Source organism: Nevskia sp., from assembly GCF_021732705.1.
Taxonomy (GTDB): Bacteria; Pseudomonadota; Gammaproteobacteria; order Nevskiales; family Nevskiaceae; genus Nevskia.
The window spans coordinates 20353-42888 of sequence record NZ_JAKFUM010000013.1 but is presented as its reverse complement, the minus strand read 5'-3'; the positions used below and the strand labels follow the sequence as shown (position 1 = coordinate 42888).

The following is a 22536-nucleotide window of genomic DNA, read 5'->3' as shown; positions in this document are numbered from 1 at the left end:
GACGACCGCGGCAAGCGTTGATGCGCATCATCGACGAACGAGCGGTCAATTTTCGCGTCTGCCGGGCGACTCGCTGCAGGTCCAAGCGTTTTGCGCGCAGGCGGTTTGTGCACTGCGCCAGACGGTGTGCTGCGCCGCTCATTGGGTGCTTGCCATCGATCCCTGCTATCCATCTAAACTGAACGAAGTGCAGCCTCGAATCACCAGCCGCCGCCACTTGACGCACGGCCCACGGGAACCTTCTTGACGATGGAATTCACCGACGAACTGATACATGGCCTTTACCGCGCCGCCGTCGAGGACGAGTGGCAGGATTTCCGGGCCCGGGCGCTGGTCCGGGTCTGCGAAAAGGTCGGCGCCTCGTCGATGGCATGGTGGACCCGCGGCTCCGGCACCGACGGTGGCGAACTCAGTCAGCATCCGCAGGCGCACGTCAACGTCGCCGCGCTCAGCGCGCTGCCATTCCCCGATACCTCGCACGGCGCGACCATTGAACTGGTGATTCGTGGCCAGGCCGCCGTTGCCATGCAGTTCCGCCACCGCGATACCGCCGTGATCAGCACCGTGCTGGTGCAGTTTGCCGCCGAGCGCAAGCCGCCCGCCGGCGACATGCTGCAGCGGGTGACCGAGCATCTGGTCGAAGCCGGTGCCCTGGCGCTGCGCCAGTTCATCCGCCGTGACGACTGGCTGCAGGCCATGGGCCGCGCCAACCGCGGTTCGGCCGCGATGGTCGATTCCGAAGGCAGCGTCTTCGCCGCCAGCGAACGCTTCCGCGAAATGCTCGATGAGGACGACGGCAAGGCGCTGACGCATCTGCCGTTCGAACTGCCGGAAGCCGTGCTCGGCGAAGAGGGCGGCGAGTTCGTGCAGGGCCCGCTGCATCTCCGCGTCACCCGCTCCGGGCAGCTCTACCTCATCTACGCCCGCAAGCCGCTGCCGCTCGATGCGCTGTCGCCGCGAGAGCAGGAGATCGCCCGCGCGCTCGGAAACGGCAAGACGCTGAAATCGATTGCCCGCCAGTACGGCATCGCCGTCTCGACCGTCGCCAATCACACCACCCGCATCTACCGGAAGCTCGCGATCTACCGCCGCGAAGACCTGATCGAACTCGTCCGCATGCGCGCGCAAGGCGGCAAGAAGGGTTGAAATCACCCGAGCTTGTCGAAGTGCCTTGAATGGCACTTCGACGGGTGATTTCAACGGGCGGCAGCCCCGGAATGAATCACCCGAGCTTGTCGAAGCGCCTTGAATGGCACTTCGACGGGTGATTTCAACGGGCGGCAGCCCCGGAATGAATCACCCGAGCTTGGTCTGCGTGCCTTGAATGGCACTTCGACGGGTGATTTCAACGGGCGGCAGCCCCGGAATGAATCACCCGAGCTTGGTCTGCGTGCCTTGAATGGCACTTCGACGGGTGATTTCAACAGGCGGCAGCCCCGGAGTGAATTCCCCGCGCTTGTCGAAGTGCCTTGAATGGCCGCGGGTCCCGTCGATTCGCACCGTCGCAGGTCCGGCTTCAGTCGGACCTGCGAACACGGGCCTCAGCACCCCGCCCGAATATCGCCACACACCTGCGAAACGCCATCCCGCGTCACGAAGCTGCGTGCCGACCGGAAATGGAAGCTCGTGCGATCGCGCCAGTCGGCATCGGCCAGCAGGCGGGCATCGGCATTGGCGTAGCCGGCCTCGGTCGGCGCCTTCAGCCAGCGATCGAGCCAGGCCAGCGTGTAGTGCTCGGCCATCGGCCGGCCCCAGCCGCCGTTGCAGCTGCCGCCGGCCGTGCTCGGGCACCAGCTGGTGGTCGGGAAGGTCGGGATCAGGCTCCATTCGAAGTGCGAGCTGCCGCGAATCGTGAATTCGTAGGTCGGGATGCCCGCGGCCTTCCACGCTGCGAAGCCGACGCCATGGGCATCCGGATCCGGTGGTGCCAGCAGCGGCAGCGGGGCAATGCCGTACTCGGACGATTGACCCATCGTCGGCACGCGCGGCTGCCAGCGCGGTTCGTCGCGGGTGATCAGACGGTCGATCACGGCCTGCGTCAGTACCTCCGGCAGCCGCTCGAACAGCGCACCCCCGGCGCCGCCGGGCGTGCCGTCGGCCGGCGAAATCAGCCCGTCCCAGGCCACCGCGACATCGACCGGATTGCTCGCATCGACCAGCCCGGGCCACGGATCGGCACCCGGTGCGCCGTAGCCCTGCACGATCGATACGCCGACCGCGCCGAGCGAGTGGCCGACGATGCCGAGGCGATCCGGATCGAGCACGGCGTGGAACGGGTTGAGCTTCGCGGTGACGGTCGGATAGCTGCCGGCGCAGCGCGCCTCGTGCGGGTACGGCGTGCCCGGGCGCGAGCGCAGGAAGTCGATGGCGTCGACGAGGCCGGTCCAGAACACGCTGGGGTTGATGTTGGTGCCCTGCGCCAGCGTGGGGGTGGCGAAGTCGGACCGGCCCTGACCGCGCGGATCGAATGTCAGCACCGTGTAGCCGGCGCGGACCAGTGCCTGCGCCATCCACCAGTACGCCGTTTCCGGCGCCTGCACCGAACCGTTCTGGATCACGATGCCCGGCAACCGCGTGCCGGCCGGCACATTGCGCGGCTTCCAGACCCGGCCGGACAGACGGGCGCAGCCCGCGTCGTAGAACACCACCGGCTCGACCTCGGCTTCGGTGCGGTAGAAGCCGTCGGTGGACGGCCAGCGGTACGGATCGCCGGCGCAGGGCCCGGCATAGGTCGAGCACAGCGGCAGCGCCACCGGCACGCCGAGCGGCAATCGCAGCGAGGCCGACGGATCGCGCCGGAGCAGCGACGTGACCTGATCGAGCGCGCTCAGCACCGGCGCCGGCCCACGCAGCGCGTCGACGGCGGCGGCGAGGGTCGGCGTGTAGGCCAGCACCCAACTCGGGTCGCGGGCGTCGCGCAGCAGCAGCGCGCTGGTGTTGATCGAACTCTGCGTGCCGAGGCGCAGCAGGAATGCCGGGTTGCGCACCTGCTCGGTCGGCGCCTCGAGCACCTTGGCGTAGTTCGCCGCTTCGCGCACCGTCCACGCGGCCGAGGGATAGGCCGGGCCTTCCGGCACGGCGTGCACGGCCAGCGGCAGCAGGGCGGCAGCGAGCGGCGTCAGGCGGCGGAACAGGGTCATCGGCGTCTCCTCGGTCTTGTTCTGTGCCCGCGAGGATGGGTGCTGGCGTCCGGCACCGCAATGGGAAATCCGTGTCAGAAAATCCGCCTTACCGACAGCCGTCATCACCTTGCGGCAGACTTCCGCCCATGAATTCACAAACCCCCATCACCAGCGTGCCGGTGCTCGAAGTGCGCGATCTGGTCAAGCATTTCAAGCAGGTCAAGGCAGTCAACGGCCTGAGCTTCGAGGTCCGCGCCGGCACCTGTTTCGGGCTGCTCGGGCCGAATGGTGCGGGCAAGAGCACGACGATCGAGATGTGCGAAGGCCTGCTGACGCCGACCTCCGGCAGCATCCGCTACCGCGGCGAGCCGCTCGGGCCGCGCTATCGCGAGCGCGTCGGCATCCAGTTCCAGTCGACGGCGCTGCAGGATCATCTGACGGTGATCGAAAACCTGCGCTTTTTCAGTGCCTTGTATCCGGTGCGGCGGCCGATCGACGAGCTGATCGCGCTGTGCCGGCTGGAGGAATTCCTCGATCGCGACAGCAAGAAGCTCAGCGGCGGCCAACGCCAGCGCCTGCTGCTCGCGATCGCGCTGGTCAACGATCCGGAACTGCTGTTTCTGGACGAGCCGACCACCGGGCTCGATCCGCAGGCGCGGCGCAACTTCTGGGATCTGGTCACCGACATCAAGGCGCGCGGCAAGACCATCGTGCTGACCACGCACTACATGGAAGAGGCCTATCTGCTGTGCGACGAGATCGTCATCGTCGATGCCGGGCAGATCATCGCGCGCGGCGTGCCGAGCCAGCTGCTGGCCGAGCATTTCAATGACTCGATGCTCGAAGTGCCGGCGGCCGAGGCGCACAAGATCGCCGCGACCGGGCTTGCCGGAGTGGCCAAGGGAGAAACCGTGGAAATCCAGACTGCCGATGTCAATGGCGCGGTTGCCGCCCTGCTCGCCGGCGGCGTGTCGCTGGCGCAGTTGCGCATCCGCCCGCGCACACTCGAAGACCTGTTCATCGAGCTGACCGGCCGGGGGCTGCGCGAATGAACGGGTCGCTCCGCAGGATCGCCGCCGCGACGTGGGCGCGCAGCCTCGAATTCGTCCGCGATCGCTCGTCGCTCGGCTGGAATCTGGTGTTCCCGATCCTGATGGTGATCGGCCTCGCGTTCGTGTTCTCCGGCCCCGGCCAGCCGCTGTTCAAGGTCGCGGTGATCGCACCGGCCGAGGCCAAGCTCGACACGAGCCTGCATCCGTTTCTGGGAACGCCGCAGGTCCAGTTCTATCGGGAGGACAGCCGTGACATCGCGCTGCCGAAAGTGCAGCGCCATCGCATCGACCTGCTGATCGACTTCACGGCGCAGCCGCCGCAGTACTGGGTCAACGAGCAGTCGCCGAAAGGCCAGCTGCTGGAACGGCTGATCGCCGGCAGCGGTGGCGAGCCGCTGGTGCGTCAGGCGACCACCGGCAAGGAAATCCGCTATGTCGACTGGGTGGCGCCGGGCGTGCTCGGCATGAACATGATGTTCGCGTGCCTGTTCGGCATCGGCTATGTCATTGTCCGGTATCGGAAAAACGGCTATCTGAAGCGCTTGAACGCGACGCCGCTGCGGGCCTTCGAGTTCCTGCTGGCGCAGCTCCTGTCGCGGCTGGCGCTGATCCTGATCGTCAACATCTTCGTGTTCGCCGCCTGCCGCATGCTGCTCGGCCTGCGCATGGAAGGCAGCTATCTGGACCTGCTGATCGTGGTCGCGCTCGGTGCGTTCTCGATGATCGCGATGGGGCTGGTGGTGTCGGCGCGCCTGTCGAGCGAGGAACTGGCCGGCGGCATCCTGAACGTGATCTCGACCCCGATGATGGTGGTCTGCGGCGTGTTCTTTTCGATGGACGGTTCGCCGCGCGCGCTGCAGATCGCCGCCGACTTCCTGCCGCTGACCCATCTGCTGTCGGCCGCGCGGGCGATCATGCTCGATGGCGCGGGGCTGTCGCAGCTCGGCTATCCGCTGGCGGTGATGGGGGCGATGAGCGCGGTCTATCTGACCTTGGGCGCTGCGCTGTTCAAGTGGCGGCAGGATTGAAATCCGCTGCGAGCACGGCTCGCAGCGGATTTCAATGACCGGCCACGGATGGCCGGTCCGGGCTCAGCCGACATGCGCACCGTCTCGCCAGGGATGGCCTAGATTGCTGGGCCAGAGAAACCGCACGGCTCGCAGCGGATTTCGATGACCGGCCACGGATGGTCTCGATCGGTCGATCGGTCGATCGGCGAGACCGCGCCATACGCTCGTCCGACCATCGATCCCGCCAGCCCCTTTGCACGCGTCCGGCGACGCGCCCTCACGATTTACAATGGCGGCCCACCTGCTACACGACGCCGCCATGCTGCCCGCCACGATCAACTACCCCGACAACATCACCTGCATCGATACCGAGCAGCAGCGCGCCGGGCTCGCCTGCTGTTACCTGATGCGCAGCGGCAACGAGTACGCGTTCATCGAGTGCGGCACGTCGCTGTCGATTCCGGGGCTGCTGGCGGTGCTGGCGAAGCGCGGCATCGGCACCGACCAGATCGCGTATATCATGCCGACGCATGTGCATCTCGATCATGCCGGCGGCGCCGGCCTGCTGATGCAGCACTGCCCGAACGCGAAGCTGGTGATCCACCCGCGCGGCGCGCGGCACATGGTCGATCCGACCGCGCTGATCGCCGGCGCCACCGCGGTCTACGGGCCGGAGGCGATGAAGGTGATGTACGGCGACATCGTGCCGGTCGAGGAGTCCCGCGTGATCGTCGCGGAGGACAACTTCCGCCTCGACTTCAACGGCCGCGAGCTGCTGTTCATCGACGCGCCGGGCCACGCCCGCCATCACTACGCGATCTGGGATGCCCAGAGTCGCGGCTGGTTCACCGGCGACACCTTCGGCCTGTCGTATCGCGTGTTCGATGGCCAGAACGGCCCGTACCTGCTGCCGACGACGACGCCGGTGCAGTTCGAGCCGGACGCCTGGCTGAAGACCATCGGCCGCTTCATGGCGACCGATCCGGCATACATGTTCCTGACCCACTACGGCCGCGTCGGCAACGTGCCGCAGCTGGCGGCGGACCTGCGCGGCGGCATCGCCAACTACCAGAGCATCGCGCTGCATCTGGCCGATGCCCCGGAGCGCCATGCACGCCTGAGCGAAGCGCTGATGCTGCACGCGCTTGAAGAACTGGCCGCGATGACCGCGCCGGTGACCGACGACGTCGCCCGCGACTGGCTCGAATTCGACATCGAACTGAACGCGCAGGGCCTCGGCGTCTGGCTCGACAAGCAGGCCGCGAAGCCGGTCGCGAAGTCCGCCTGAGTCGCGCCTGCGGGGCCGGCGCGCAATCACCGGCCCGTTGCCGGATCAGTCGCCCAGCAGCGCGTCGACGAGGTCGACGAAGCCCTTCGCGCTGATATCCGGCTGATGCGCCGGATGCGCCTCGGCATGCGGCCAGGCCGCCACATCGTGCTGGATCCAGCCGGCGAGCAGGCCGGCGCGCCGCGCGCCGAGCACGTCGGTCACCGGGTCGTCGCCGATGTGCAGCACGGTGTCCGGCGCATGGCCGAGCCGGGCGCAGGCGGCGAGAAAGATGCCCGGATCGGGCTTCGCCGCGCCGTAGTCGCTGGCCGACAGCGAAAAGCGGAAGTGCGCCGACAATCCGATCGTCTGCAGGTCGGCATTGCCGTTCGACACCGCCGCAATCGGGTAGCGCGCCGCCAGCCGCTGCAGCGCTTCGCGCGCCCCCGGATACAGGCTCACGCGCTGGCGCTCGGCAATGAACAGGTCGAAGGCCTCGTCGGCGCGGGCCGGATCATGGCCGGCGGCGTCGAGCATCGCGCGGAACATCATTCGCCGCAGGAACGCCAGATCGTGCTTCTGCGCCGGGTGCGCGGCCACGACCTGCTGCCGCAGCCGCATCCGCTCGGCCTCCGGCCACTGCACGAGCACGGCCGGCGCGTGTTCGGCGAACCAGGCGTTGGCCACCGCCTCGGCGGCGCGGATCGTCGGGCCGATCGGCCACAGCGTGTCGTCGAGGTCCAGCGTGATGGCAGCGGGGCGCAGCGGCTTCGGAAGCATGGGGTCAGTCGGTCGGCATGGCGACGAACGGTCGCTCGATGATCGCAATCAAGTCCGGTGGGGCGGGGCGTGCGTTCGCGCTCGGCAGACGTTTACAGTCTGATGACAAGTGGACCGCTGCCCGCCAGGATCGGACGGGTTGACGCAGGGACGCGAACATTACGGGAGTGAGGTCATGATCGGAACTCGTTGGGCCGCTGCCATCGCGGCCTGTTTCGCCTGTGCGGTCGTGGCATCGGATGTCGGCAGCGTGCTCGACAGCCCGTCGCTCGACCAGCCGGCAAGTGCCGCCGTCGTTGAAAGCGCGACGCTGCCGCTGTCGGTCTACAAGAACTCCCGCCTCGGCGGCGACCTGCTGGGCCTGCGCTCGATGCTCGCCGCGCACCCGCTGATGACCGCGCAGCAATTGCTCGCCGCGTTTCCGCAGATGTCGCTGTCGTCGCGCGGCAGTGAGCCGATGGTCGCACTCGACATCACTGCCAAGCGCGATCCGGCGGCGCTCGCGGCGGCGCTCGAGGCCCTCGGAGCCAGCCGGGTTTCGATCTACGGCCGCATGCTCAGCGCGCGCCTGCCGGTGTCGGCACTTGGCGCGATGGACCTGATGCCGGAACTGCTCGAAGCGCGCCCGGTGCTGGCCCAGACCGATCGCGGCGCCTTCGTCAGCCAGGGCGACTTCGCGCTGCGCGCACCGCTGATCCGGCCGCCGACGGCAGCCCTCGGCCCGACCGGCGCCGGCATCACCGTCGGCGTGCTGTCGGACAGCTTCGGCTGCCTGACCACGCAGCCGAACGCCGCGGCCGATGTCGCCGCCGGCGAGTTCGATCCGGTCAACGTGCTGAAGGAATTGCCGGGTTGCACCGGCGGCACCGACGAAGGCCGTGCGATGGTGCAGCTGATCGCGGACGTCGCCCCCGGTTCGCGCCAGTCGTTCTACACCGCGTTCGACGGCCAGGCCGACTTCGCCAACGGCATCGGCGCCTTGATCGACGCCGGTGCCCGTGTCGTCGTCGACGACGTGCGCTACTTCGCCGAGCCGTCGTTCCAGGACGGCATCGTGGCGCAGGCGGTGGATGCCGCATTCGCCCGCGGTGTGCCGTACTTCTCGTCGGCCGGCAATTCGGCGCGGCAGTCGCTGGAATCCGAGTGGCGCTCGTCGACCACCGGTGCCCGCATCGATGCCGGCTCGACCGGCATCCAGTTCGATTTCGATCCGGGCCCGAATCAGGTCACCCGTCAGCAGGTCACGATCGCCAACGGGGCCCGCCTGTCGCTCGCGCTGCAGTGGGACGAACCGTATGCGTCGATTGCGCCGGGCGCGCCCGGTTCCGCCAGCGACATCGACATCTACCTGCTGAACGCGGCTGGCGGCATCGTTGCGCTGAGCGCCGCCAACAACGTCAACGGCGATCCGTTCGAGTTCCTGAACTACACCAACAACACCGGTGTCGCCCGCACGCTGTTCGTCGTCATCGACGTGTACTCCGGCCCGGTGCCGGGCCGCGTGAAGTACGTCAACTACGGCACGTCGACGATTCCGTTCGCGTTCCCGACCAACAGCGCCACGGCGCTCGGCCACACGGCCGCGGCCGGCGCCTTCTCGTCCGGCGCGGCGGGCTTCTTCAACACGAACGCCTGCTACGGCGGGCCGACGATTCTGGAAACCTTCTCGTCACGCGGCGGCACGCCGATCCTGCGCACGCCGGATGGCGTTCGTCTGGCCACGCCGATCATTCGCCAGAAGCCGGACGCCGTCGGCCCGGATGGTGCGAACACCAGCTTCTTCGGGCAGGTGTTCAATGTGCCGGCGTCGGCGCGTCCGATCGTCCAGTGTCAGGACACCGATGGCCGCGCCAACAATTTCTTCGGTACGTCGGCCGCGGCGCCGCACCTTGCCGCCGTGGCCGCGCTGCTGCGCCAGCAGGCGCCGTTCGCCACTGCCACGCAGATCTACGATGCGATGCGCAGCACGGCGGAAGACATCCTGGCCCCGGGCCCGGATTTCGACTCCGGCTTCGGCTTTGTCCGGGCACCGCTGGCGCTGGCGGCGGCCGTCGACTTCACGCCGGATGCCGTGCAGTTCGTGCCGCTGAACAACGCGCCGTTCAGCACCACCGTCACCAGCAACAGCGTGACGATCAGCGGCATCACCGCGCCATCGCCGGTCTCGGTCGGCGGCAGCAGCTCGGCGGAGTACTCGATCAACGGCGGCGCGTTCACGCAGGCGGCCGGCACGGTGGTTCCGGGAGACACGATCCGGCTTCGGACCGTCTCGGCGCAGGCGGCGGGCGCGACGCTGAACATCAACCTCGCGATCGGCCCGACCATTACGACCTGGGCGGTGACCACCGGTGCCGACACCACGCCGAATCCGATCGAGTTCCCGGTTGCCCGCAACGTGTTGCCGCTGAGCCGCCAGACCAGCATCGAAGGCTTCGTCACCGGCATCAACGTGCCGGTGCCGATCACCCTCGGCAGCGTCAACGCCGATGCTTCCGCCGAGTACTCGCTGAATGGTGCCCCGTTCACTCGCGCGGCGGGCACGGCGCGTGCCGGCGATCGCATCGTGCTGCGGCTGCGGGCGCCGCTGGGCCTGGGCCAGTCGGCGGCGGCGCAGGTGCGGGTCGGCGAGACGATCGCGTCGTTCACCGTGGTGACGGTCGGCGCGCTGCCGGCGCCGTAGGCAACGCGGCGACGCGACTCCGGTCGCTCGCCGATTCAGACCAAGGCCACGTCGGCGACGACGTGGCCTTTTTCGTGGCCGCGGAGAGGCCGGACGCGCTAAGGTGATCGCCGAGAGGAGACCCCCATGGACCAGACCAAAGCCGCCAGCGTGTCGCCCGCCGACGAACGCATCCACCACCGCGCCTGCAATCTCTGCGAAGCGATCTGCGGCCTCGAAATCCGCGTGCGCGGGAACGAGATCCTGTCGATCCGCCCGGACGACGCCGACCCGCTGTCGCAGGGCCACATCTGCCCGAAGGCCGTCGCCCTGAAGGACCTGTACGAGGACCCGGACCGCCTGCGTCAGCCGATCCGCCGCACCGAGTCGGGCTGGGAACCGATGGAATGGGAAGCCGCGTTCGATCTCGTGGCCGACCGCCTGTGCGGCATCGTCGAGAAACACGGCCCGGATGCGGTGGCCAACTACCTCGGCAACCCGACGGTCCACAACTACGGCGGCCTGACCCACGGTCCGCGCTTCCTCGGCACGATCCGCACGAAGAACCGGTTCTCGGCGACCTCGGTCGACCAGCTGCCGCACCAACTGCTGGCGTACTGGATGTACGGTCACCAGCTGCTCGTGCCGATCGCCGACATCGACCGCTGCGACTACCTGCTGGTGCTCGGCGCCAACCCGATGGCCTCGAACGGCAGCCTGATGACCGTGCCGGCGTTTCCGAAGCGGCTGAAGGCGCTGCAGGCGCGTGGCGGCAAGCTGGTGCTGCTCGATCCGCGCCGGACCGAAACCGCGGAAGTCGCCGACGAGCACCTGTTCATCCGCCCGGGCACCGATGCCGCGTTCCTCGCGGCACTGCTGAAGATCATCGACCGCGACAACCTTGCGCGTCCGGGCCGCCTGTCCGGCTTCGAGGACGGGCTGGAAGTGGCGATGGCCGACATCGGCGCGCTCGATCTCGACGCGCTGTCGGCGCACTGCGGCATCGACATCCCGACGATCGAGCGCATCGCCCGCGCGTTCGCGAGCGCGCCGCGCGCGGCGGCCTACGGCCGCATGGGCGTGTCGACGCAGGTGCGCGGCACCTTGTGCCAGTGGCTGATCCAGCTGCTGAACATCGTCACCGGCAATCTCGATCGCGAAGGCGGCGCGCTGTTCACCCAGCCGGCGGTCGATCTGATCGACAACCCGACCTCGAAACCCGGCAGCTTCGGCCGCTGGAAGAGCCGCGTGCGCGGCCTGCCGGAGTTCGGTGGCGAGTTGCCGGTGGCGGCCCTTGCCGAAGAGATTCTCACTGAAGGCGAAGGCCAGGTTCGCGCGCTGATCACGATGGCCGGCAACCCCGTGCTGTCCACGCCGAACGGCGCGCAGCTTGACCGGGCGCTCGACGCGCTCGATTTCATGGTCTCGATCGACTTCTACCTGAACGAGACCACGCGCCACGCCGATGTGATCCTGCCGCCGACCTGCACGCTCGAACACGATCACTACGATCTGATCTTCCACGCGTTCGCCGTTCGCAACACCGCGCGCTACAGCGCGCCACTGTTCGAGCGGCCGGCCGATGCCCGGCATGACTGGGAAATCTTCGAAGCGCTCGGCGATCGCATCGCGGCGCGGCTTGGGTCCAAGCGCACGCCGCATCCGCGGCCGGATCAGGTGGTCGACATGGGCCTGCAGATCGGCCCGTACGGCGGCATGCGCAAACACCCGATGAAGCTGTCGCTCGCCGCGTTGAAGGCGGCCCCGCATGGTGTCGATCTCGGCGCGCTGGAACCGAGCCTGCCGCAACGGCTGCAGACGCCGGGCAAGTTTATCCTGTGCGCGCCGCCCGCGATGATTGCCGAGCTTGCCGATTTCGCGAAGGAAATCAGAGGTGTGGCTAGCGAGTCAGGCCTGTCGCTGATCGGCCGCCGCCATGTCCGCAGCAACAACTCGTGGATGCACAACTCGCAGCGCCTGGTGAAGGGCCCGGTGCGCAACCGCCTGCTGATGCACCCGGGCGATCTCGCCGCGCGCGGCCTGCGGGACGGCGCCAAGGTGCGCGTCGCGTCACGGGTCGGCGCGGTCGAGGTCGAGGTCGAAGCCTCGGACGCGATGATGCCGGGCGTGGTCAGCCTGCCGCACGGCTGGGGCCATGATCGCGCCGGCACGCGGATCGGCATCGCCGAAGCGCATGCCGGCGTCAGCCCGAACGACCTGACCGATGACCAGTACCTCGATGCCGTCTGTGGCAATGCCGCGCTGAACGGCGTGCCGGTGACCGTCGCCGCCGCCTGATTGCGTATCGCCGCATGTTCAATCTCGAAGCGAAATTCCGGTTGCCGGACCACGCGGCCGCGCAGGCGGCTGCCATCGCCATCGGCTACCGCCCGGAAGCGGTGCTGAACCAGCGCGACACGTTCTTCGTCGTCGCCACCGGCAAGCTCAAGCTGCGCGAGGAAGACCATCGCAGCTACATGATCGGTTACGGCCGCGTGGAGCGGGATGGCCTGCAGCTGAGCGAATACCAGATGGTGCCGGTGCCCGATCCGGCCGCGATGCGGACCTTGCTCGCCGGCACGCTCGGCGTGCTGGCCGAAGTGCGCAAGCGCCGCACGCTGCTGCTCTGCCGCAACGTGCGCCTGCATCTGGACGAGGTCGACGGCCTCGGCCTGCTCGGCGAGATCGAAGCGGTGATGCCGGACGGTGGCGACTGGCAAGCCGAGCGCGCGTTCGTCGAGGCGACGCTGGCCGCCCTCGGCGTGACGAAGGATCAGCTGATCGAGGGCTCGTACTTCGAGATGGCCCGGCGGCCGTGATTGCACAGCGGCCGGCAGTGCGGATGCTGATGCTGGGGGCTGCGGTGTGTCTGAGCGGCTGCAGCACGATCGACTACTACGCCCACCTCGCGAAAGGCCAGTACGCGCTGCTCGCGGCGCGCCAGCCGATCGCGACGCTGGTGGCCGATCCGGCCACCGACGACAGGCTGCGCGCGCGCCTGAAACTGGCGCTGGAGGCGCGGGCGTTCGCGTCCGATCAGCTCGCGCTGCCGCGCAACGGCAGCTACACCGACTACGCGGACCTCGGTCGCCCGTACGTGCTGCAGAACGTCTTTGCCACGCCCGAGTTCTCGCTGGACGCGGTCGAGCACTGCTTTCCGATCGCCGGCTGTGTCGCCTACCGCGGCTACTACGACGGTACGCGCGCGAAGGCGGAAGTCGAACGACTGAAGGCACAGGGCTACGAGGTTCACGTCGGCAACGTGCCCGCGTACTCGACCCTCGGCTGGTTCGACGATCCGGTGCTGAACACCATGCTGCGCTGGGACGACGACGAACTGGTCGGCACGATCTTCCACGAGCTGGCGCACCAGCAGCTGTACCTGAAGGGCGACACCCGGTTCAACGAAAGCTTCGCGACGTTCGTCGAGCAGCAGGGCCTGCGCCAGTGGCACGCGGCGCGCGGCACGCCGCCGGCCGACAGCACGCGCAGCCAGCGGGCCGATCAGTTCGCCGAACTGATCCTCGCGCTGCGCGAGCGGCTGAGGGCGCTCTACGCAAGCGGCCTGCCGGCGCCGGCGATGCGCGCGCGCAAGCAGACCGAGATCGAACGACTGCGGGCCGACTACCGTGCGCTGCGTGATGGCGCGTGGCAGGGCTATCGCGGCTACGACGGCTGGATCGATGGCGAGATCAACAACGCCAAGCTGCTGCCGTTCGGCCTGTATCACCAGTGGCTGCCCGGGTTCGCGTCGCTGTACGACCGCTCCGGCAAGACCTGGCCTGCGTTCTTCGCCGCCGCACGCCGGCTGGCCGATGGCAGCGCCGCCGCCCGTTCTGCCGCGCTGGAGCCGTCCGCGACACCGGCCGCCCCGAGCACACCCGACACGATCCCCACCGCCTCGCCATGACCCGCATCCATGTTGCCGCGCCGCTGGCAGTCGGCACCTCGCTTGATCTGCCCGACGACGCCGCGCGCCATGTCGCGCAGGTGCTGCGGATGCGCGTGGGCGAAGCCCTGACCCTGTTCAACGGCGACGGAGGCGAGTACGGCGCCACGATCACCGCCGTCGGCCGGCGCGACGTGACGGTGCGCATCGACGGCTTCGACGACTGCCAGCGCGAATCGCCGCTCGACGTGACCCTGGTGCAGTGCGTGTCGAAGGGTGACCGCATGGACTACACGATCCAGAAGGCGGTCGAGCTGGGGGTGACGCGCATCGTTCCGGTGCTGTCCGAGCGCAGCGTGGTCAAGCTCGATGCCGAGCGCTGGGACAAGAAACTCGAACACTGGCGTGGGGTTGCAAGCTCCGCCTGCGAACAGAGCGGGCGCACGGTGGTCCCGGATGTCGCCGCCGTGATCAAGCTCGATCACTGGCTCGCGACACCGGCTGACGATGCACTGCGGCTGGTGCTGGCGCCGACCGAATCGGTCTCGCTCAAGTCCTTGCCGATGTCGAAGCGCGTGGCGCTGCTGATCGGCCCGGAAGGCGGGCTGTCCGACGCCGAAGTCGCCGCCGCGCGCCGTGCCGGCTGCGTCGGCATCGGCCTCGGTCCGCGCGTGCTGCGCACCGAGACGGCCGGGGTGGCGACCTTGGCGGCGCTGCAATTGTTGTGGGGCGATCTGGGCTGAGGCGCATAATTGCCGACGTTCAATCGACGGTGAAACCATGCTCATCACCAACGCCACCCTCATCAACGAAGGACAGCGCTTCGAGGCCGATCTGCTGATCGACGGCGAGCGCATCGCCAAGATCGCGCCGAAGATCACCGCGCCCAAGGGCGTCGAAGTGTTCGACGCCAAGGGCCGATTGCTGCTGCCCGGGCTGATCGACGATCAGGTGCATTTCCGCGAGCCGGGCCTGACCGCCAAGGGCGATCTGGCGACCGAATCGGCGGCCGCGGTGGCCGGTGGCGTGACCAGCTTCTTCGACATGCCGAACGTCAATCCTCAGACGATCACGCGCGAGGCGCTGGCCGACAAGTACCGCATCGCCGCCGGCCGCACCTTCGCGAACCACGCGTTCTACATGGGCACCACCAACGACAATCTGAGCGAGCTGGAAGCGCTGCAGCCCGGTGAGGCCTGCGCGATCAAAATCTTCATGGGCGCGTCGACCGGCAACATGCTGGTCGACAACCCGGACACGCTCGACAAGATCTTCCAGCGCGCGCCGGTGATGATCGTCACGCACTGCGAAGACACGCCGATGATCAAGATCGCCGAGGACGCGGCGCGTGCGAAGTACGGCGAGGACGTGCCGTTTTCCGAACATCCGTACATTCGCTCGGCGGCGGCCTGCTACAAGTCGACGGAGCTGGCCGTGGGGCTGGCGAAGAAGCACGGCACGCGACTGCACGTGCTGCACATGACTTCGGCCAGCGAGCTGCACTTCTTCGCCAAGGGTGACGTCAAGACCAAGCAGATCAGTGTCGAGGCCTGCGTCCATCACCTGTACTTCGACGAAAGCTACTACCCGCATCTGGGTTCGAAGCTGAAGTGCAATCCGTCGGTCAAGACGCTGGCCGATCGCGAAGCGCTCGTCGCTGCCGTGCGCGATGGCGTCATCGACATCATCGCCACCGATCACGCGCCGCACACGGCGGCCGAAAAGGCCAACACGTACTTCAAGGCGCCGAGCGGCCTGCCGCTGGTGCAGCACAGCCTGCTGGCGCTGCTGGAGCTGGTCGAGCGCGGCGAGCTGTCGCTGGAAACGGTGATCGAGCGCGCCTGCCACGCGCCGGCCGAGCGTTTCGGCATCGTCGATCGCGGCTATCTGCGCGAAGGCGGCTACGCCGATCTCGTGATCGTCGATCCGAACGGCAAGACCGATGTCACGCCGGAAAGCATCCGCTACAAGTGTGGCTGGTCGCCGTTCGACGGTCACCGGTTCAAGGCCCGCATCGACGCCACCTGGGTCAACGGCAAGCTGGTCTACCGCGATGGCGCGCTGCGGCCGCAGGCGTTCGGTCAGCGCATCGCGTTTCGCCGGCAATGAAGGGTTCGCCGCAGGCATCGCAGCGCCGTGATTTTGCTGCGCTGCGATAGCTCGCCGCGTTGCCAACCGGCCGCGTTCACAACCGTTCGTCGAGCCGCTGAATCCGGGCGTCCGATCTTGGCGTAAACGCAGGCGGATGTTAGAACGGCGCGTGACCCGGTGTGCAGCAAAACCGGGCATGCAGCGCTTACAGGGCCAAACCCGCGTGCAAGGGAGGAAGCGAAAGATGCGCATCAAGAAATACGATCACGATTACGGCCGTCGTGAATTGATGAAGAAAGTGGCGACCGGTGCCGGCGCGGGTGTTCTGGCACCCCTGTGGCCGATGATCGCCAACTCGGCCGACAACGTCAGCAAGGCCTATCCGGACGAGCTGTTGTCGATCGAGGCGTACACCAAAGGCAAGATCAAGCCGGGCGACCAGCTGACCGCCGCCAACGTCGATCTCGTGAAGGATCTGTTCGATCCGATCACCTACACGCAGATCAAGTCGCAGGGTCGCCGGATCACCGTCGTCGAATCGACGCGCGACGTCACCAAGCTGTTCAACGCGCCGTACTTCGAGGCAACCCTGCGCAACAAGGGTCGTGCCCGCTTCGACAACACCGGCAATATCGTCACCGACAAGGGCGAACCTTGGATCGGTGGCAACCCGTTCGTGGACCCGAAGAGCGGCGAAGAAGCGATCGCCAACCTGACGTTGGCCTGGGGCCGTCACACGTACTCGCAGTACGCGATCAAGGACTGGGACATCGGCCCGGACGGTCGCCTCGGCTATCAGTACGATTTCATGTGGTGCGAGCTGAACTGCACCGCACGCACCGACGGCAAGGTGTTCAATGGCCGCAACGATCTGCTGCGCCAGCAGTCGGTGTTTTTCACGTCGCCGCAGGAACAGGCCGGTGCGTCGTTCCTGAACACCTGGTACTACGACCAGCGGAAATTCCCGGATCTGTACGGTTATCTGCCGCAGTTCCGCCGCGTTCGCCAGTTCCCGGCGAACCAGCGCTTCGAGCCGCTGGTTCCGGGCATCACGATCTTCCTGTCGGATGCCTGGGCTGCCGGTGACCCGATGCTGACCTGGGGCAACTACAAGGTCATCGGCCGTCAGCCGATGATGGGTGCCATCAGCGGCACGAATTGGCGTGGTGGCTACCATCCGAACTGGGAGCGCGGCGTGCACGGCGGTCCGCAGAACCAGACGTTCTTCGACACCTGGTTCGAACTGATTCCGGAGTGCATCGTGCTGGAAGCCGAGCCGACCGGGTATCCGCGTTCACCGGTGGGCCGCAAGCGCATCTGGATCGACGTTCGCAACGGCATGTTCGTCGCGTACGTGACCTACGATCGCCAAGGCAAGATCTGGAAGTCGTTTGAACCGGCGTTCGCGCAGTACAAGAACGACAAGGCCGAACTGAAGGATGCCGGCGGCAAGCCGGACTGGTCGTGGGTCTACGTGCACAGCCACGACGTGCAGGCCAACCGCATGAGCCGCATCTCGCAGGTTAAGCAGATCAACGGTGGCTATAAGAGCAAGTTCTCCGAAGAAGGCGAGGACGTCTACAACCGCTATCTGACGCAGGCAGCGCTGGCGCGACTCGGTACGGTCTAAGTTCGATCGCAAGCGGGGTTGTGCGGACATCGTCAGCAATGACGATGTCCGTTTTTTTGTGCGGCTCGCTCAGTGGCGAGCGGGAGACAGGCGATGACGACGTGTGCGTGGGCGATGAAGACGGCGGCCGAGCGTGCGTACCACGATGCCGAGTGGGGACGCCCGGTGCACGATGACCGCCTGCTGTTCGAGATGCTGATCCTCGAAGGCGCACAGGCCGGCCTGAGCTGGTCGACGATCCTCGCCAAGCGCGACGGTTATCGCCGCGCCTTCGATCATTTCGACGCCCGCAAGATCGCCGCCTACACCGATGCCGATCGCGAACGGCTGATGAACGATGCCGGCATCGTCCGCAACCGGCTCAAGATCAACGCCGCCATCGTCAACGCGCAGGCCTATCTCCGTCTGTGCGACGAGGAAGGCAGTCTCGACGCCTGGCTGTGGCAGCAGGTCGATGGCCGGCCGGTGGTCAATCACTGGACCGAGATGAAGCAGATTCCTGCGCGTACCGAACTGTCCGATCGCATCAGCAAGGCCTTGCTCAAGCGCGGCTTCAAGTTCGTCGGCTCGACGATCATCTACGCCTACCTGCAGGCGGTCGGCGTGGTCAACGATCACCTGATCGGCTGCCCGTCGCGCATCGTCTAGCCCGCTTGCCCGGGAGTCACGGCTGAGCGAGGCGAATCGCCGATCTGAATCGCCGATCTGAATCGCAAGTGAACCGCACGGTTCAGGCCTGATTCAAGGCGCGGCGCGCAATCTCCGTCCTGCAGGTCAAGCCGACTTGCGCGCTGCCCGAACCGGGCGAGGAGATGACCAGATGTTCAAGAATCCTTTGGTGAAGAAAGCCCTGCTCGCCGTCACGGCGACCGCGACGCTGCTCGTCGCGCTGCCGAGCCAGGCCGGGCGTCCGTATTGCCCGAACCCGTACGGCTACGGCTACGACAACCGTTACGACGACCGCTACGACCGCCGTCCGGTTCGCAAGGTGGTCGTGGTCAAGAAGGTGTATCACGATCATTACGATCACCGCGGAGACCGCCGCTGGGACCGCCGCGATGATCGTCGCGACGACCGCTGGGACGATCGCCGCTACGGCCGCTGATTCGCGGTGCGTTCACGACGAGGCCCGCCGAGTGCGGGCCTCGTTCGTTTCGGCTTCCGGAAGCCAATTCCGCATCCGGAAGGGCACCGTTACACTCGTGCGATGAACGCACCGACGCTGCCGCCGATCGATACCGCCGCCCTGTTTTCCGCGCTGGCCGAGGTCCTTCCGAAAGGCGCGCTGCTGACCACCATCGAGCAGATGCGGCCGTACGAATGCGATGGCCTGTCGATGTACCGCCGGCTGCCGCTGTGCGTCGCACTGCCACAGAATGAAGCGCAGGTCGCCGCCGTGTTGCGCATCTGCAACGCCCGCGGCGTGCCGGTTGTCGCCCGCGGTCACGGCACCGGGCTGGCCGGTGGCGCGCTGCCCGAGGAAGGCGGCGTGCTGCTGTCGCTGGCGCGGCTGAACCGCATCCTCGAACTCGATCCGCTGGCGCGCACCGCGCGCGTGCAGCCGGGTGTCCGCAATCTGGCGATCAGCGAAGCCGCCGCACCGCATGCGCTGTACTACGCGCCGGACCCGTCGAGCCAGATCGCCTGCTCGATCGGCGGCAATGTCGCCGAGAACTCCGGCGGCGTGCACTGCCTGAAGTACGGGCTGACGGTTCACAACGTCGTCGCGGCCCGCGTGGCGCTGGCCGATGGCGAGATCATCGAACTCGGTGGCGAAGCGCCGGACGCGCCGGGCTACGACCTGATGGCGCTGCTGGTCGGCTCCGAAGGCCTGCTCGGCGTGGTCACCGAAGTCACCGTCAAGCTGCTGCCGCGGCCGCAGCTGGCGCGCGTGGTGATGGCCTGCTTCGACAGCGTCGAGAAAGCCGGGCAGGGCGTCGCCGCGATCATCGCCGCCGGCATCATCCCGGCCGGGCTGGAAATGATGGACAAGCTCGCGATCGAAGCGGTCGAGGACTTCGTCAAGGCCGGCTATCCGCTCGATGCCGAAGCGATCCTGCTGGCCGAAAGCGACGGCACGCCGGAAGAAGTCGCCAACGAGATCGAGCGCATCGAAGCGGTGCTGGCCGCCAGCGGCGCCACCGCGATGCGCACCTCCAAGGACGAGGCCGAGCGCCTCAAGCTCTGGGCCGGCCGCAAGGCCGCGTTCCCGGCGGTCGGCCGGATCACGCCGGACTACTACTGCATGGACGGCACCATTCCTCGCCGTCATCTCGGCGACGTGCTGCGCCAGATCGCCGGTTTCTCGGACGAATTCGGCCTGCGCTGCGCCAACGTCTTCCACGCCGGCGACGGCAACCTGCATCCGCTGATCTTCTACGACGCCAACAAGCCCGGCGATCTCGAAAAGGCCGAGGCGTTCGGCAACAAGATCCTCGATCTCAGCGTCGCCGTCGGCGGCACGATCACCGGCGAGCATGGCGTCGGTGTCGAAAAGATCGACGCGATGTGCACGCAGTTCCATTCGCGCGAATTGACCGCGTTCCACGCCGTGAAGGCCGCGTTCGATCCGAAGGGCCTGCTGAATCCCGGCAAGGCGGTGCCGACCCTGCATCGCTGTGCGGAGATGGGCCGCATGCACGTCCATGCCGGCAAGACCGCGCATCCCGAACTGCCGCGTTTCTGACCGCGCATGAGCGACTTCATCGACCAGGCGCAGGCGCGTATTCGCGCTGCGCACGCGAACGGCACGCCGCTGCGGATTCGCGGCGGCGGCAGCAAGGATTTCTTCGGCGGCGAACGGGTCGGCGACGTGCTCGACACCGCGGGCCACAGCGGCGTCATCAGCTACGACCCGAGCGAACTGGTGCTGACGGTCAAGGCCGGCACGCCGCTGCGCGAGGTCGAAGCCACGCTCGCCGCCGCCGGCCAGTGCCTGCCGTTCGAGCCGCCGCATTTCGGCAGCGCCGCGACGGTCGGTGGCTGCGTTGCCAGCGGCCTGTCGGGGCCGCGTCGTCCGTATGCCGGTGCGGTCCGCGACTACCTGCTGGGCGTCACGCTGATCGACGGTCGCGGCGAGAGCCTGCGCTTCGGCGGCCAGGTGATGAAGAACGTCGCCGGTTTCGACACCTTCCGCCTGCAGGCCGGTGCGATGGGCACGCTCGGGCTGATCACCGAAGTCAGCTTCAAGGTGCTGCCGAGGCCGGAAGCGGATGAAACGCGGGTATTCGCATCCAGTGCGGCCGAGGCCATCGCGACGATGAACAAGCTGGCTGGACAGCCGCTGCCGCTGGCGGCTGCCGTGCACCGCGATGGCCAACTGACTTTGCGGCTGGCCGGCAACCCGGCAGCGGTCAGTGCTGCGCTGGCCAAGCTCGGCGGCGATCCGCTGGTGGATGCGGCCTCGTTCTGGACCTCTATCCGCGAGCAGACGCATCCGTTCTTCGCTGGCGAAGCGCCGCTGTGGCGGCTCTCGGTCAAGCCAACCGCGCCGCCGCTGGCCGCTGACGGCATCGACGAACTGATCGACTGGGGCGGCGGACAGCGCTGGCTGCGCACGACGCTGCCGGTCGATGCCGTCCGGGCGCTCGCGGCGCAGCACGGCGGGCACGCCACGGCGCATCGCGGTGTCGACCGTCAGCACGCATTCCAGCCGCCGTCCGCGGCGGTCATGGCGCTGCACCGGCGGCTCAAGGCCACGTTCGATCCTGCCGGCATCCTCAATCGCGGCCGTCTGTACCCGGATTTCTGAGCGCGCCATGCAGACCAATCTCGCCGACTTCATCCGCGACACGCCACAGGGCCAGGAGGCCGACCGCATCCTGCGCGCCTGCGTCCACTGCGGCTTCTGCAACGCCACCTGCCCGACCTACCAGCTGCTCGGCGACGAGCTCGATGGCCCGCGCGGCCGCATCTACCAAATCAAGTCGGTGCTCGAAGGCGCGGCGGTCACCGAGGAAACCCGCGATCATCTCGACCGCTGCCTGACCTGCCGCAGCTGCGAATCGACCTGCCCGAGCGGCGTGCAGTACGGCCGTCTGGTCGACATCGGCCGTGAAGTGGTCGAGGCGAAAGTCCCGCGCAGCGCGCCGCAGCGGCTGATCCGCTGGGCCTTGCGCCTGGTGCTGCCGAAGCCGGCGCTGTTCGGCTTCTTGCTCGGATTGGGCCGGCTGTTCCGGCCGCTGCTGCCGAAGGTCTTGAAGGACAGCGTGCCGCTGCCGCGCCCGGCTGGAACCTGGCCAGCGGCCCGGCACACGCGGCGGCTGGTGGTCGCCGGTGGCTGCGTGCAGCCGTCGCTGGCGCCGGACGTCGACAGCGCCGCCGCGCGCGTGCTGGACGCGATCGGCATCAGCGCGGTGCCGGTCGCCATCGGCTGCTGCGGCGCGGTGGCCTATCACCTGAACGCGCAGGCCGATGGCCTCGACACCGCCCGCATCGCGATCGACCGGCTCTGTGCAGCGCTCGATGCCGGCGCCGAAGGCATCGTGGTGTCGGCGTCCGGCTGCGCCAGCTTCGTCGCCGAGTACGCGCATCACCTGCATGGCGACCCGGCGCATCGCGGCAAGGCCGAGCGGGTCACGGCGGCGCTGATTGATCTCACTGCGATCCTGACGCGGGAAGCCGCCGCCTTCGATGCCGCGCTCGCACGCACGCCCGCGAAGCCGGAAGCGATCGCCTTCCATTCGCCGTGCACCCTGCAGCACGGCATGAAGAACAAGGGTCAGGTCGAGCGCCTGCTGACCGTTGCCGGGTTCCGCACCACGGTGGTTGCCGACAGCCACCTCTGCTGCGGCTCGGCCGGCACTTACTCGATTCTGCAGCCGGCGCTGTCATCGACGCTGAAGGCCAACAAGCTGGCCGCGCTTGAAGCCGGCCAGCCGAACCGCATCGCTACCGCCAACATCGGCTGCCTGACCCATCTGGCCAGCGATGCGAAGCGGCCGGTCGAGCACTGGATCGAGCTGATCGCCGAGCGGCTGGGCGTCTGAGATCGACCAGGCGGCCTGATCGCGCGCCGAAGGCGACGGGGTCCTTCT

The 22536-nt window shown here is 67.7% G+C and carries 18 protein-coding genes; 16 read left to right on the top strand and 2 right to left on the bottom strand.

Annotated features, from left to right (window positions below):
• The first annotated feature begins 249 nt into the window (after positions 1-249).
• Positions 250-1146, top strand: coding sequence for a helix-turn-helix transcriptional regulator (locus tag QZ951_RS15870; RefSeq protein WP_293002306.1), 897 nt, complete (start codon positions 250-252; stop codon positions 1144-1146).
• Positions 1147-1541: 395 nt separating this feature from the next.
• On the opposite strand, the gene QZ951_RS15865 is transcribed toward QZ951_RS15870, so the two are convergent.
• Complete coding sequence (locus QZ951_RS15865; protein WP_293002304.1) at positions 1542-3140, bottom strand: hypothetical protein; 1599 nt, start codon at positions 3138-3140, stop codon at positions 1542-1544.
• Between the two features lie 128 nt (positions 3141-3268).
• Here QZ951_RS15865 and QZ951_RS15860 point away from each other — a divergent pair, with 128 nt between their 5' ends.
• The 3 genes from QZ951_RS15860 (at position 3269) to QZ951_RS15850 (ending at position 6472) form a co-directional block, all read left to right on the top strand.
• Positions 3269-4174 (top strand): ABC transporter ATP-binding protein, encoded by a 906-nt coding sequence (locus QZ951_RS15860; RefSeq protein ID WP_293002302.1) that lies wholly within the window; start codon positions 3269-3271, stop codon positions 4172-4174.
• Positions 4171-5202 carry an ABC transporter permease gene (locus QZ951_RS15855; RefSeq protein WP_293002300.1) on the top strand — a complete coding sequence of 344 codons (1032 nt, stop codon included), beginning with the start codon at positions 4171-4173 and terminating at the stop codon, positions 5200-5202. The genes QZ951_RS15860 and QZ951_RS15855 overlap by 4 nt, the downstream gene beginning before the upstream one ends.
• A 301-nt stretch (positions 5203-5503) precedes the next feature.
• Positions 5504-6472 carry an MBL fold metallo-hydrolase gene (locus QZ951_RS15850; RefSeq protein ID WP_293002298.1) on the top strand — a complete coding sequence of 323 codons (969 nt, stop codon included), beginning with the start codon at positions 5504-5506 and terminating at the stop codon, positions 6470-6472.
• 45 nt (positions 6473-6517) lie between these two features.
• On the opposite strand, the gene QZ951_RS15845 is transcribed toward QZ951_RS15850, so the two are convergent.
• The gene (locus QZ951_RS15845) at positions 6518-7231 is read right to left on the bottom strand and encodes an HAD-IA family hydrolase (RefSeq protein WP_293002296.1); all 714 of its coding nucleotides are present in this window, start codon (positions 7229-7231) and stop codon (positions 6518-6520) included.
• 175 nt (positions 7232-7406) lie between these two features.
• Between QZ951_RS15845 and QZ951_RS15840 the strand changes: the two genes are divergently transcribed.
• The 12 genes from QZ951_RS15840 to glcF all read left to right on the top strand — a co-directional run bounded on the left by QZ951_RS15840 (position 7407) and on the right by glcF (position 22488).
• Complete coding sequence (locus QZ951_RS15840) at positions 7407-9911, top strand: S8 family serine peptidase (protein WP_293002294.1); 2505 nt, start codon at positions 7407-7409, stop codon at positions 9909-9911.
• A gap of 126 nt (positions 9912-10037) precedes the next feature.
• Positions 10038-12188, top strand: a complete 2151-nt coding sequence (locus tag QZ951_RS15835) for a molybdopterin oxidoreductase family protein (RefSeq protein ID WP_293002292.1) — start codon at positions 10038-10040, stop codon at positions 12186-12188.
• Positions 12189-12202: 14 nt separating this feature from the next.
• Entirely contained in the window at positions 12203-12709 is a 507-nt protein-coding gene (locus tag QZ951_RS15830; RefSeq protein WP_293002290.1) for a class IV adenylate cyclase, read from the top strand.
• 23 nt (positions 12710-12732) lie between these two features.
• Positions 12733-13800 (top strand): aminopeptidase, encoded by a 1068-nt coding sequence (locus QZ951_RS15825; RefSeq protein WP_366943951.1) that lies wholly within the window; start codon positions 12733-12735, stop codon positions 13798-13800.
• Positions 13797-14522 (top strand): 16S rRNA (uracil(1498)-N(3))-methyltransferase, encoded by a 726-nt coding sequence (locus tag QZ951_RS15820; protein ID WP_293002284.1) that lies wholly within the window; start codon positions 13797-13799, stop codon positions 14520-14522. The genes QZ951_RS15825 and QZ951_RS15820 overlap by 4 nt, the downstream gene beginning before the upstream one ends.
• 37 nt (positions 14523-14559) lie before the next feature.
• Positions 14560-15888, top strand: a complete 1329-nt coding sequence (locus QZ951_RS15815; protein ID WP_293002282.1) for a dihydroorotase — start codon at positions 14560-14562, stop codon at positions 15886-15888.
• Between the two features lie 226 nt (positions 15889-16114).
• Entirely contained in the window at positions 16115-17500 is a 1386-nt protein-coding gene (locus tag QZ951_RS15810) for a DUF1329 domain-containing protein (RefSeq protein WP_293002280.1), read from the top strand.
• 93 nt (positions 17501-17593) lie between these two features.
• Positions 17594-18148, top strand: coding sequence for a DNA-3-methyladenine glycosylase I (locus QZ951_RS15805; RefSeq protein ID WP_293002278.1), 555 nt, complete (start codon positions 17594-17596; stop codon positions 18146-18148).
• A gap of 172 nt (positions 18149-18320) precedes the next feature.
• Positions 18321-18605, top strand: coding sequence for a hypothetical protein (locus QZ951_RS15800; RefSeq protein ID WP_293002276.1), 285 nt, complete (start codon positions 18321-18323; stop codon positions 18603-18605).
• Positions 18606-18707: 102 nt separating this feature from the next.
• Positions 18708-20186: an FAD-linked oxidase C-terminal domain-containing protein gene (locus QZ951_RS15795; RefSeq protein WP_293002274.1), complete on the top strand. Its 1479-nt coding sequence runs from the start codon at positions 18708-18710 to the stop codon at positions 20184-20186.
• Between the two features lie 6 nt (positions 20187-20192).
• Positions 20193-21251, top strand: a complete 1059-nt coding sequence (gene glcE / locus QZ951_RS15790; protein WP_293002272.1) for a glycolate oxidase subunit GlcE — start codon at positions 20193-20195, stop codon at positions 21249-21251.
• 7 nt (positions 21252-21258) lie between these two features.
• Positions 21259-22488, top strand: coding sequence for a glycolate oxidase subunit GlcF (gene glcF / locus QZ951_RS15785; RefSeq protein ID WP_293002270.1), 1230 nt, complete (start codon positions 21259-21261; stop codon positions 22486-22488).
• The last annotated feature ends 48 nt before the right edge of the window (positions 22489-22536 follow it).